The following is a 12,365-nucleotide window of genomic DNA, read 5'->3' as shown; positions in this document are numbered from 1 at the left end:
CGTGTTCAGCGAGGCCCGCATGTCGATCGCCACCCAGTACCTCGACGTCCACCAGCGGATGCGCGATCAGGGCGTGATCTTCTCCTTCGTCGGCTATGTGTCCGAGGGCATCCTGTTCTCGCTCGGCGAGGCGCTGAAGCAGAAGATGCGTCTGGAGGAGACCGACGCCAATGTCACCAAGCGTGTCTTCTCGATCTTCGTCGAACAGGTCCAGAACATCATCCGCTACTCGGCCGAGCGGTTGCACGCCGAGAGCGGCACCCCGACCGAGATGAGTTCGGGCCTGATCACGGTCGGGCGCGATGCCACGCACTTCTTCGTGGTCTGCGGCAACATCGTCGGGCGCGCCGAGGGTGAGGATCTGCGCGGTCGGCTCGATGAGCTGGCACGCATGGACCCCGACACGATCAAGACCTACTACCGCGAGAAGCTGCGCGAGCCGCCCGAGGAGGGCAGCCGGGGCGCGAGCATCGGTCTGATCGAGATCGCGCGCCGCTCGACGCGCCCGATCGAGTTCGGGCTGACCGAACTCGACGCGGATCGCGCCTTCTTTTGTCTCAAAGCCTATATCTGAATACAGTCCGACCGATGGATAGACTCCAGCTCCCCCAGACCGAACGCTCGCCCCTGGTCGATTTCGATTTCGACCGGCAGCGTCTGCGCCTCGAAGGCGAGTCCTACCCGGAGGACGCGGCGGCCTTCTTCGGTCCGCTGATCGCGGCCCTGGATCGCTATCTGGAGCGACTGCGGGCCGAGCCGCCCGCCGCGCCCCTGATCTTGGATCTGCGTCTGGCGTATTTCAACAGCAGCAGCGCCAAGGCGTTCATGAACATCTTCCAGCGTCTGGAGGCCGCCGCGCGCGACGGAGTCGAGGTGCAGGTCAACTGGCACTATCAGACCGACGACGAGACCATGATGGAGTTCGGCGAGGACTTCAGGGAGGATTTCCAGGCCGCTCGCTTCGAGCTCTGTGTCTTCGACTGAAACGGGGCCATCCATGTCCACCCACGACCTAGAGCCTCAGGAGACCTACTCGCTCTATGCCCACGAGGAGTCGGTCATCCGTCAGGCCGAGTCCATGCTGGGCAAGCTCGACGATGTCTCCAATGGGGTGCGCGTGCTGGCCCAGGCCTATCGCGAGGGCTATCGCGAGACGGTGCGGCTGGTGCGCATCAGCGACCGGATGCAGGAGGAACTGCATGCGGCCAATCGCACGCTCATGGATCAGGCCGCCGACCTGCAGCGGCTCAACGAGGTTTTGCATCGGGAGATCGAACGGCGCGAGGCGCTCGAACACGAACTCAGACGCATCGCCTCGGTCGACGAGCTGACCGGCACCCATACGCGGCGCCATGTGCTCGAACTCGGTGAGCACGAGCAGCGCCGGCGCGCCCGTCATGGCCATGATCTGGCGCTGCTCATGGTGGACCTCGATCACTTCAAGCGTGTCAACGATGGCTTCGGTCATGCCGCCGGCGATCAGGTGCTGCGCGATTTCGGTTTCCTGCTGCGCTCCTGTCTGCGCAAGGGCGACATCGCCGGGCGCTTCGGCGGCGAGGAATTCCTGGCGATCCTGCCCGAGACCGATCTGACGACCGCCCGATCCATCGCCGAGCGGCTCTGTGAGCGGGTGCGCGAGAACCGGACCCTGTGGAAGGATCAGTCGCTGGCGGTCACGGTCAGCATCGGTCTGGTGACGGTGCGCGGCGACGAGTCGCTGGACCGCGCCATCGCGCGCGCCGACCAGGCGCTCTATCTGGCCAAGCGTGCCGGGCGCGATCGGGTCATGGTCGGGTCCGAGCTGGACGTGGATGAGTAGGGGCACGCGCGAGGATGGCGCCACGGGGCGGGGCGGTCGCGTCCTGGGCCTTCTCGTGCTCCTGGCGCTCATCGCGGGTGCGCCTGTCCCGGCGGCCGAGCGCTATGTGGTGGGCGTGGAGAACATCGACTACCGGCCCTATCAGGCCGGTCACACCGGGGACTTCGAGGGTTTCGGGCGCGAGCTGCTCGACGCCTTCGCCGCCGAGGCCGGAATCGTCTTCGAGTATCGGCCGCTGCCGCCGCCGCGTCTGCTGGCGAGCCTGCTCCAGGACCGGGTCGACTTCAAATATCCCGACGATCCGGGCTGGGCGCCCGAGGCGCGCGCCGGTCAGGTCATCCATTACAGCCGTCCCATCGTCGCCTATCTGGACGGCACCCTGGTGCGGCCCGAGCGTCTGGAGCAACCGGCGTCGATGCTGCGCGTGCTGGGGACCGTGGTCGGTTTCACCCCGCTGGCCTGGCGCGCGGCGCTCGATTCGGGTGCGGTCAGTCTCAGGGAGAACGCCGATTTCGGCGCGCTCTTCCAGCAGGTACTGAGCGAGCGCGTCGATGGCGCCTATGCCAATGTCGCGGTGGCGCGCGATCAGTCAAGGCGTCTGCTCGGGCACCCGGATGCGCTGGTCTTCGATCGTCGTCTTCCGTCCGCGCGCGGTGATTATCGGCTTTCGACCCGCCGTCACCCGGAAGTGATCGAGCGTTTCGACCGCTGGTTCGTCGAGCACGCCGACCGGGTGTCGGAACTCAAGCGGCGTGCCGGTCTGAGCGAAACGGATCGGAGCCATGACGCGGTCGACTGAGTCCGTGGTCGGTGCGTCGGATGAGGCCGGCACGACGCTCAGCCGTATTCCGCTTCGACATAGCCTGACCTTCAAGCAGGCGGCCGTCACGCTCCTGGTGGTCCTGCTGCTGGGGTTGTCGGTCGGCACGCTCGAACTGCTCCTGGACTGGCGCGCCATGCGCGTCGAGGTCCGTGAGAATCTGGAACACACCCTGGATCTGGTCGAGGGTTCGGCGGCCGAGGCGCTCTATCAGCTCAATCCCGAACTGGGGAGCCGGGTCGTCGATGGGCTCCTGGTCTTTGAGGCGGTGCGGTACGTCGAGTTGCGCGACGACTTCGGCCGGGTGCTGGCCAGTCAAGAGCGCCCGCCCCTGGCCGCGAGTGCGTTCCACCGTTGGTCGGGACTCTTCGCCGACATGACGGATTTCAGCCGACCGCTGCGTCAGGTCGAACCCGATGGCGCCCGGACCGAGGTCGGCGTACTCCGCGTCGAGCTGTCGCCCGAGCGGCTGACCGAACGGTTCCTGCAACAGGCGGCGCGTGGCGCCTTCTTCGGCGTCGCGCGCGCGGTCGCCATCTCACTGCTGGTCGTGATCCTGTTTTATCTCATGATCACCCGGCCGTTGCTCAGGCTGGCGCGCGCCGTCGCCGAGATCGATCCGGCGCGTCCGGGGTACTGGCCGACGCCCGAACTGCGCGGACATGGACGCGACGAACTGGGGCTGCTGCTCGCGCATCTGCGCCGACTCCTGGACGCCTCGCAGGACGGGTTGGACCAGCGCGACCGGGCACAGGACGAGCTGACCGCGCTCACACGCGAACTGGAACAGCGCGTCCGCGAGCGCACCCAGGCGCTTGAACAGGCATTGAACGACCTGGAGACACGCAAGGACGAGGTCGAGCACGCCTTCGAGGAACTGGACTGGACCCATCGGCGTCTGAGCGAGGCCAATCGGTTGCTGCTCGAAAGCCATGCCTATGCGCGGCGCATCCAGACCTCGATGCTGCCCGATCCGGCGGCGCTCGGCGATGACGTCGGCGAGGTCCGCGTCCACTGGGAGCCGCTGCATCTGGTCGGCGGCGACTGGTATTGGCTGGAGCGGCGCGGCGATCAGTGCCTGATCCTGCTCGCCGACTGTACCGGGCATGGCGTGCCAGGCGCCTTCGTCACCCTGGTGCTGGCCTCGGTGACGGAGCAGGTGCTGCGCGAGACGTCGGCCTGGGAGCCGGCGGCGATCCTCGCCGACATCGACCGCCGGGTCAGGCGACGTCTGCGTCAGGATCGTTCGAGCGACTGGACCGGGCTGGACTCCGACGACGGACTCGATGCCGCCGTCCTGCTGTGGGACGCTGGGGCGCATACCCTGGAGTTCGCGAGCGTGGGCGGCATCCCGCTACTCTGTCTCGATCCGGACAAGGGGATCACCACGGTTCGCGGCACGCGCGGGCATCTCGGCTATCAGAGTCTGAAGCCGCCGGACGCCATCGCCGGTCGGCGTATCGCGGTTCCGCCCGGCGCGACCCTCTATCTGCTGACCGACGGTCTCACCGATCAGATGGGCGGCGCGCCGCGCCGTCTGCTCGGACGGCGGCGTATCGTCGAATGGCTGGAGTCGCACGCTGCACTCGGTCTGAGCGACCAGATCGATGGGCTGTGCCGGATGCTCACCGATTACCGCGCCGACGAACCGAGACGCGACGACATGACCCTGATCGCCTTCAGACCGGGATCGGACGCCGGCGTCAAATGATATCGGTGATCTTCCACTGAGTACCGATCCGCGACAGGCGGAGATGGGTGGCGTTCTCGCCGAGCCGTCCGAGCCGGATCAGGAAGCGGTCGTGGGATTCGAAGAAGGCGAAATCGACCGCGCCGATCAGATAGGGCGGGCTCTGGCCCGTGACCTGAGTGACGGCGTCACGTACCGTCTCGCGCACCCAATCGAGCGTGATGGTCTGCTCCAGGGCCGAATCGCCCAGCCGCTCGACATTCTGCTGAATCCAGCCGCTGATGCTCTGCGGATCCGTCGCCGGAAGCATACCGCTCACGCCGGCCGACAGACGGCGCTTGTAATTGGCGCGGATGGCTGGAAGATCCACCAGTGTGGTCAGCTCGGTCGTGTCGGGACGAACGATGGCGCCGTCGAGCCGATAGAGGCTGTAATAGGGCCAGAGACCATAGGTGATGAGCACCAGGAGCAGGAGATAACCGATGAATCGCATGAGCGTCGTCTCAGTGTCAGTAGTGGAGCGATCGATTGAAGTCTAAACCCTTTAGCGGCGCGGGCGCGACCCAGGGACTCGAAACCTATCTGGTCGGCGGCGCCGTGCGCGACCTATTGCTCGGGCGCACGACGCATGAGCACGACTATGTCGTGGTCGGCGCCAGTGTCGAGGAGATGCTCGCCCGAGGTTTCCGGCAGGTCGGCAAGGATTTCCCGGTCTTCCTGCATCCGGAGAACCAGGACGAATACGCGCTCGCCCGCACCGAGCGCAAGACCGCGCCCGGCTATCGCGGCTTCCAGGTCCAGGCCCATCCTGCTGTGACGCTGGAAGAGGATCTGCTGAGGCGCGACCTCACCGTCAATGCCATGGCGATGGACGCCGACGGACGGGTGATCGACCCGCATGGCGGTCTGGCCGATCTGGAGGCGCGCGTCCTGCGTCATGTCTCGCCGGCCTTCGCCGAAGATCCGGTGCGTATCCTGCGTCTGGCGCGGCTGGCCACGCGCTTCGTCGGACTCGGTTTCCGCATCGCCGATGAGACCCTGGAGCTGACGCGCGCCATGGTCGCCGCCGGCGAGGTCGACGCCCTGGTGCCGGATCGCGTCTGGCAGGAGATGTCGCGCGCGCTCGGCGAGGAGCGGCCCGCGCGCTTCTTCGAGGTGCTGCGCGACTGCGGCGCCCTGGCGCGTCTGCTGCCCGAGATCGACCGTCTCTGGGGCGTGCCCCAGACCCAAAAATGGCACCCGGAGATCGACACCGGAGTGCATGTGATGATGGTGCTCGACATGGCCGCGCGGATCTCGCCCGAGCTGGAGGTCCGTTTCGCCGCGCTCTGTCATGATCTGGGTAAGGGCGCCACGCCACCCGAGATCCTGCCCAGCCATCATGGCCATGAGGAACGCGGCCTGCCGATGGTGGAGGCCATCTGCGACCGTTTCCGCGTCCCCAATCGCTGTCGCGAGCTGGCGCGTCTGACCGCCGCCGAGCATGGCCGGATCCACAAGGTCGATGAACTGCGCACCGGCACCGTCCTGGATCTCTTCGAGCGTACCGACGCCTTCCGCCGTCCCGAGCGCTTCGAACAACTGCTGGTCGCCTGCGAGGCCGATTTTCGCGGGCGCGGCGATCATGCCGAGCGTTCGTATCCGCAGGCCGATGTCTGGCGCCGTCTGCTCGAAGCCGCCGCAGCGGTCGACACGGGGACCATTGCGCGCGCGGCACGTGAGCCGCGCCTGATCCACCAACGCATCCGCGCCGCGCGGCTGGAGGCCATCGGGCGCGTCCGTCCCAGCCTCACCGATTAGGTACGAGACCCGTATGCGTCCACTGTCCGCTCACAGTCGTTTGATCCCGCTGGCGATCGTCATCTTGCATGGCGGTGTGTTGGTGTCCCCGGTCTGGGCCGGCACCGAGCGCCAGGAGCCGCTGTCCGAGCAGGAGCGCGCTGAGAAGGTCGAGCTGCTCGCCGAGCTGCAAGACCTGACCGAGCTGGCCACCAAGACGAAGATGAACGCGGACTATGTGCCCGGAATCATCAGCGTGCTGTATCGTGGCGATCTGCTTGCGCTTGGATTGCGAACGGTCGTCGAAGCCCTGCAGCTCGTTCCGGGAATCCAGGTGGAGCGCGAACCCACGGGGGACTATGCGATCTATCCGCGTGGATTCTCCGATCATAAGGCCATCAAAATGCGGGTCTTGATCGATTCGGTCGTCACGAACTCCGCCTTCGATGGTGATGCGCTCTTTGCCCAGATCCCCATCGAGCAGATCGATCGCATCGAGATCATTCGCGGACCTGGATCGTCCGTGCATGGCGAGTTCGCCTTCGCCGGTGTGATCAACATCATCACCCGTGACGATGGCGACCGCGTGCATGTCCGTCTGGACGGTGACGGCACCCGACAGGTCGGTGGTGTCTTCAAGCTGAGCGATCCCGAGCGTGACCGGCACCTCAGCCTCAATCTGTCGGGCTGGAAGAGCCGTGGCGATGACATCACGACCGGCACCGACGTGCTCCATGAGATCGGCCTCGGCGAGATCTCGCGGGCGCCTGGGTCGCTCGATGCCGGCGAGCGATACGGCTTTGCCGTGCTGAAGCTGCATCTGGGGGATTTCTCGCTGCTGGCGCACGCTCAACAAGCCAACAATGGCGCCTTTTTCGGCGCCCTGAATGCCTTGCCCTCCGATACCGGGCGGACCGACACGCTGGAAAATTCCAACTGGTCGATCCAGGCATCCCAGCGCTTCGTGCCGGGAGACGCCCTGACGGCCGAACTGAGACTGCTCTGGAAAGTGAACCAACAGACGTCCGATGAGGAGATCCTGCCGCCTGGAGCGCCGTTTCCGCTGTTCTGGGAGGACAATGTCTATCCCAATGGTCTGCGCCAGGAGCTCTATGGGAGCACGCGGCGCGCACAGGCCGACCTAGAGGTCGAATGGTCCGGTTGGGAGAAGCACCTGTGGCGGATCGAAGTCAGTGCCTCGGACATCGTGCTCACGGATGCCTGGTGGGCCGTCAACGGCGACCTGGATACGCTACAGCCGCTGCCGAACATGGTGCGCTATACCGGCGACCGGAACTATATCGATGAGGACGCGGCCCGCACCATACAGAGTCTGTCCGTGCAGGATCAATGGTCGGTCACTGAACGCCTGGACGTCACGGCCGGTCTGCGCTATGACCGTTACAGTGATGTCGGCGACAATCTCGCCCCCCGCTTGAGCGCGGTCTGGCGCCTGAGCGATGAGCATCTGCTCAAGGCGCAGATCGCCGAGGCCTTCAACCCCCTGACACTGGTGGAGGTCAATCAGACCGTGGAGCTGCCCGGACGCCGCCTGCCCACGGACCCCGAGACCATTCGAACCAGTGAACTCGGCTACGTCCGAACCCGTGGCGATACGGTCGCTCGCGCCACGCTCTTTCATTCCGACATCTCCAATCTGTATCTGACCGAAAACGGGAATTACGTCGGGCAGGGGGACGCCCGTTTGCAGGGTATCGAGCTGGAGTGGGAGCAGCGATTCGGGTCGACCTGGAAGCTCCTGTCCAATGTCAGCTACAACGATACGCTGGACAAGATTCGCGGCGGTCCTTTCACCGGCGCCGCGCGCTGGCTGGGCAATCTGGCCGTCTTCTATCGCCCGCGTTCGGATCTGTTGCTGACCGGGCGCTGGCAGTATGTGGGCAAACGCGAACGCAACGCGAACGACCCGCGCGACGAGCCGCTCGACGGCTACGACAACATCGCGCTCACCCTGAACTGGTTCGACGTGGGCGCCAAGGGTCTGACGTTCCGCGCCGGCGTCACGAACCTGCTGGGCGAGGACATTCGTTCCCCGGCGCCAGCGCTGACGTATCGCGAGGATTACCTCCTCGACGATGAGCGGACCTGGTGGGCGCAACTCTCCTACGAGTGGTGATGGCCACGTCATGTGACTAACGGGCCGTGGCCTTGGTCGACGCTCTCCGGATGTCTCATTGTCGCCGCATCTGGAGCGATTTGTCTTGATGCCGTGCATGTCGCATCATGCGCTTCCCCGATCGAACGAAACCTCAAGAATCCAAAGATTGCCGATGCCGGACACTGCCATCTACACCGCCGAGGGCCTCGAACGCCGCCCGCTGAAGGACTTCACCGAAAAAGCGTATCTGGACTATTCCATGTACGTCATCCTCGACCGTGCCCTCCCGCACATCGGCGATGGCTTGAAGCCGGTGCAACGTCGCATCCTCTATGCCATGTCCGAACTCGGACTCTCGGCCACGGCCAAGTTCAAGAAGTCCGCCCGTACCGTCGGAGACGTGCTCGGCAAGTTCCATCCGCACGGCGACTCGGCCTGTTATGAAGCCATGGTGCTCATGGCGCAGTCGTTCAGCTATCGCTATCCGCTGATCGACGGGCAGGGCAACTGGGGTTCGCCCGACGATCCCAAGTCGTTCGCCGCCATGCGCTACACCGAGTCGCGCCTCACACCCTATGCCGAGCTGCTGCTGACCGAGGCCGATCAGGGCACCATCGACTGGCAGCCCAACTTCGACGGCACGCTCGACGAGCCGCGCCTGCTCCCGGCGCGCCTGCCGAACCTGCTGCTCAACGGCGCCACCGGCATCGCGGTCGGCATGGCCACCGACATCCCGTCGCACAATCTGCGCGAGGTCGCCCGCGCCTGTATCCATCTGCTCGAACATCCGGACGCGACCCTCGAAGACTTGGTCCGAATCATCCCCGCGCCCGACTTCCCGACCGAGGCTGAGATCGTCACGCCCGCCGACGAGATCCTCAAGCTCTACCGCACCGGCAACGGCAGTCTCAAACAGCGCGCCCGCTACACCCGCGAGCAGGGCGACATCGTCATCACCGCCTTGCCGTACCAGGTCTCGGGCAGTCGGGTGCTGGAGCAGATCGCCGCCCAGTTCAACGCCAAGAAGCTGCCCATGATCGAGGACTTCCGCGACGAGTCCGATCATGAGTATCCGACCCGCCTGGTCATCGTTCCGCGCTCCAACCGCGTCGATGTCGAGCGCCTGATGTCGCATCTGTTCGCGACCACCGACCTGGAGCGCAGCTATCGGGTCAACCTGAATCTGATCGCGCTCAACGGCCGCCCGCGCGTGATGGATCTGCGCGAGATCCTGAGCGAATGGCTGATCTATCGCACCGAGACCGTGCGCCGAAGGCTCCAGCACCGGCTGGAAAAAGTGCTTGAACGTCTGCATCTGCTCGACGGCCTGCTGATCGCCTTCCTCAATCTCGACGAGGTGATCCGCATCGTCCGCACTGAGGATGAGCCGAAGCCGGTGCTGATGGACCGCTTCGCGCTGACCGACCCCCAGGCCGATTATGTGCTCAACACCCGCCTGCGCCAGCTCGCGCGCTTGGAGGAGATGAAGATCCGCGCCGAGCAGGCCGAGCTGGCCGCCGAGCGCGACGGCTTGCAGCGTCTGCTGGGCGACGAAGGCGCACTCAAGGGCCTGATCCGCGACGAGATCGCCGCCGATGCCGAGCGCTATGGCGACGCGCGTCGCTCGCCCCTGGTCGAACGCGCCGCCGCTGCCGCCATCGACGAAACCGAGCTGACCCCGAGCGAACCACTGACCGTCGTCCTGTCCGAAAAGGGCTGGGTGCGTGCCGCCAAGGGGCACGAAGTCGATGCAACCACCCTGAGCTATCGCGCCGGTGACAGCTTCCTGAGTCTGGCACGACTGCGCAGCAACCAGACCGCCGTCTTCCTCGACTCGACCGGGCGCAGTTATGCGCTCCCTGCCCATACCTTCCCCTCGGCGCGCGGTCAGGGCGAGCCGCTCACCGGACGCCTCGACCCGCCGCCCGGTGCGCGCTTCGTCACCGTGCTTGGCGACAGTGCGGAGACGCGCTATCTGCTCGCTTCCGATGCCGGTTATGGCTTCATCGTCCGTTTCGAGGAACTGATCGCCAAGCCCAAGGGCGGCAAGGCGGTGCTGACCCTGCCGGACGGGGCGCGCATCCTGGACCCGGTGCGCATCGCCGAGATCGAGGGCGCGAGTGTGGCCGCCGTCACCACAGCCGGGCATCTGCTCCTGTTCCCGCTCACCGAGCTGCCCGAGATGGCGCGCGGCAAGGGCAACAAGATCATCGGCATCCCCGCCGGACGCGCCGGCACCGAAGGCGAGCGTCTGATCGCCGTCGCCGTGGTGGGGGAGGGCGCAAACCTGACCGTCCTGTCCGGCAAGCGCGAGCTCACGCTCAAGCCGTCCGATCTGGCGCTCTACCGTGGCGAGCGCGGACGGCGTGGTAAACTCCTGCCGCGCGGTTTTCAGCGCGTCGATGGTTTGCGGGCCTGAGCGAGCGGTTCGGTGTGGTTTTCGAGAATGACCACACAGTTCCGCGGGTTCGTATGAACCGGAGATCCTTTGTCCACTATCATTAGATCGACAGCCCGCGCCGGACAGGACGGACAGCGCCCCCACGACCCCCTACCGGAGGCTCAATGATGGATGCTGGCCTGGCGACGATCCTCATCGTCGACGACTCGCCCGAGAATCTGGCCGTGCTGAGCGAGTTGCTGCAAACCGACTATCGCGTGCGCGCCGCCACCTCAGGCGAGAAGGCGTTGCGCGTGGTCAAGACTACGCCCAAGCCGGACCTGATCCTGCTCGACGTCATGATGCCCGAGATGGACGGCTACGAGGTCTTCGCGCGTCTGCGCGCCGACAGCGACACGCGCGACATCCCGGTCATCTTCGTCACCGCCATGGACAGCACCGAGGCCGAGATTCGCGGACTGGACGTCGGCGCCGTCGACTACATCGCCAAGCCGATCGTGCCGCCGATCCTGCGCGCGCGCGTCCACACCCAGCTCGAACTCAAACAGGCGCGCGACTGGCTCAAGAACCAGAACGACTATCTGGAGATCGAGCTGGCGCGGCGCATGAGCGAGAACCTGGTGGTCCAGGACGTGAGCATCCATGCCCTGGCGCATCTGGCCGAGATCCGCGACCCCGAGACCGGCAACCATCTGCGCCGCACCCAGGGCTATGTCCGCGCGCTGGCCGAGCACCTGTCCGATCATCCGCGTTTCGCCGACTTCCTCACGCCGCATGCCATCGACCTGCTGGTCAAGTCCGCGCCCCTGCACGACATCGGCAAGGTCGGCATCCCGGACAACATCCTGCTCAAGCCGGGCAAGCTCACGCCCGAGGAGTGGGAGATCATGAAGACCCATGCCAAGCTCGGGCGCGATGCCATCGAGCAGGCCGAGCGCGACGTCGACCGGCCACTCGAGTTCCTCGTCATGGCCAAGGACATCGCCCACTACCACCACGAGCGCTGGGACGGCGCCGGCTATCCCGAGGGGCTGGCCGGCGACGACATCCCGATCGCCGCGCGGCTCATGGCGCTGGCCGACGTCTTCGACGCGCTCATCTCGCAGCGTGTCTACAAGCCGCCGATGTCGTTCGAGGAAGCCTACGCGATCATCGTCGCCGGACGCGGCAGCCATTTCGATCCCGACGTGGTGGATGCCTTCATCACCTGTTTCGAGGAATTCCAGGAAGTCGCGCTCCGCTATGGCGAGGCCGAGACGGCGGCTCTGGCATTCGCCGTCGGTTGATGGGGCGCGATCTATAACCGGATCTTGTGATGATCGGGTTCGTAGCCGCGTTCCCGATACGCGCGAAAACGCTCGCGTCCGGCCTGGCGTACCGTCGGGTCGTTGTCGACCAGATCGCACAGTCGCTCGAAGCGTTCCAATCCAGCCGGAAGCGTGCGTGAGAGGTTGAGGAGCACCGGGCAGCCGTATTCCGAGGCGCCGTCCGGGCTGATGAGGATGGGCGTCAGCTCCGTATCCACGTTCCCGACCAGACCATGCGGCAGGAAGCTCTCCTGCCGAAAGGTCCAGAGCAGCCGGTCGAGATGGCGTGCCTCCTCGCGATCCGGGCAGAAGACGAGCACGCGCAGATCCTGGGCGCGGATGCGCTCGACGAGCCGACAGGCCAGGATGAAGCGATCACCCCGGCTGTCGGGTTCGAGGCTGTAGAAATCGATCCGCGCCATGCCGGGGA

The 12,365-nt window shown here is 65.7% G+C and carries 11 protein-coding genes; 9 read left to right on the top strand and 2 right to left on the bottom strand.

Annotation, left to right across the window (positions count from 1 at the left end; all coding sequences use genetic code 11):
* Window positions 1-19 precede the first annotated feature (19 nt).
* From HW932_RS18900 to HW932_RS18880, 5 genes are read left to right on the top strand one after another with little or no spacing between them, the layout of a single operon-like run.
* Window positions 20-574 (top strand): SiaB family protein kinase, encoded by a 555-nt coding sequence (locus tag HW932_RS18900; protein ID WP_176978021.1) that lies wholly within the window; start codon window positions 20-22, stop codon window positions 572-574.
* A gap of 14 nt (window positions 575-588) precedes the next feature.
* Complete coding sequence (locus HW932_RS18895) at window positions 589-984, top strand: DUF1987 domain-containing protein (RefSeq protein ID WP_176978020.1); 396 nt, start codon at window positions 589-591, stop codon at window positions 982-984.
* Between the two features lie 13 nt (window positions 985-997).
* Window positions 998-1,819 (top strand): GGDEF domain-containing protein, encoded by an 822-nt coding sequence (locus HW932_RS18890; RefSeq protein ID WP_176978019.1) that lies wholly within the window; start codon window positions 998-1,000, stop codon window positions 1,817-1,819.
* Complete coding sequence (locus tag HW932_RS18885; protein WP_176978018.1) at window positions 1,812-2,618, top strand: type 2 periplasmic-binding domain-containing protein; 807 nt, start codon at window positions 1,812-1,814, stop codon at window positions 2,616-2,618. Before HW932_RS18890 ends, HW932_RS18885 begins: the two co-directional genes overlap by 8 nt.
* On the top strand, window positions 2,602-4,350 hold the full coding sequence (locus tag HW932_RS18880; protein WP_176978017.1) for a PP2C family protein-serine/threonine phosphatase: 1,749 nt from the start codon (window positions 2,602-2,604) through the stop codon (window positions 4,348-4,350). The genes HW932_RS18885 and HW932_RS18880 overlap by 17 nt, the downstream gene beginning before the upstream one ends.
* Here the strand turns inward: HW932_RS18880 and HW932_RS18875 are convergent.
* Window positions 4,343-4,822, bottom strand: a complete 480-nt coding sequence (locus HW932_RS18875) for a DUF2939 domain-containing protein (protein ID WP_176978016.1) — start codon at window positions 4,820-4,822, stop codon at window positions 4,343-4,345. The two genes, HW932_RS18880 and HW932_RS18875, sit on opposite strands and share 8 nt — an antisense overlap.
* Before the next feature lie 35 nt (window positions 4,823-4,857).
* Between HW932_RS18875 and HW932_RS18870 the strand changes: the two genes are divergently transcribed.
* The 4 genes from HW932_RS18870 (at window position 4,858) to HW932_RS18855 (ending at window position 11,914) form a co-directional block, all read left to right on the top strand.
* On the top strand, window positions 4,858-6,129 hold the full coding sequence (locus HW932_RS18870; protein WP_176978015.1) for a multifunctional CCA addition/repair protein: 1,272 nt from the start codon (window positions 4,858-4,860) through the stop codon (window positions 6,127-6,129).
* A 13-nt stretch (window positions 6,130-6,142) separates the two neighbouring features.
* Window positions 6,143-8,245, top strand: coding sequence for a TonB-dependent receptor plug domain-containing protein (locus tag HW932_RS22050; protein ID WP_176978014.1), 2,103 nt, complete (start codon window positions 6,143-6,145; stop codon window positions 8,243-8,245).
* A gap of 154 nt (window positions 8,246-8,399) precedes the next feature.
* Complete coding sequence (gene parC / locus HW932_RS18860; protein ID WP_176978013.1) at window positions 8,400-10,646, top strand: DNA topoisomerase IV subunit A; 2,247 nt, start codon at window positions 8,400-8,402, stop codon at window positions 10,644-10,646.
* A gap of 146 nt (window positions 10,647-10,792) precedes the next feature.
* Window positions 10,793-11,914 carry a response regulator gene (locus HW932_RS18855; protein ID WP_176978012.1) on the top strand — a complete coding sequence of 374 codons (1,122 nt, stop codon included), beginning with the start codon at window positions 10,793-10,795 and terminating at the stop codon, window positions 11,912-11,914.
* A gap of 11 nt (window positions 11,915-11,925) precedes the next feature.
* Here the strand turns inward: HW932_RS18855 and HW932_RS18850 are convergent, their stop codons facing one another.
* Entirely contained in the window at window positions 11,926-12,357 is a 432-nt protein-coding gene (locus HW932_RS18850; protein ID WP_176978011.1) for a DNA polymerase III subunit chi, read from the bottom strand.
* Window positions 12,358-12,365: the final 8 nt, after the last annotated feature.

The sequence above is a fragment of the Allochromatium humboldtianum genome (assembly GCF_013385175.1).
GTDB classification, from domain to species: Bacteria; Pseudomonadota; Gammaproteobacteria; order Chromatiales; family Chromatiaceae; genus Thermochromatium; species Thermochromatium humboldtianum.
Note: the sequence above shows the minus strand (reverse complement) of the source record. Positions and strands in the feature narration are given on the sequence as shown.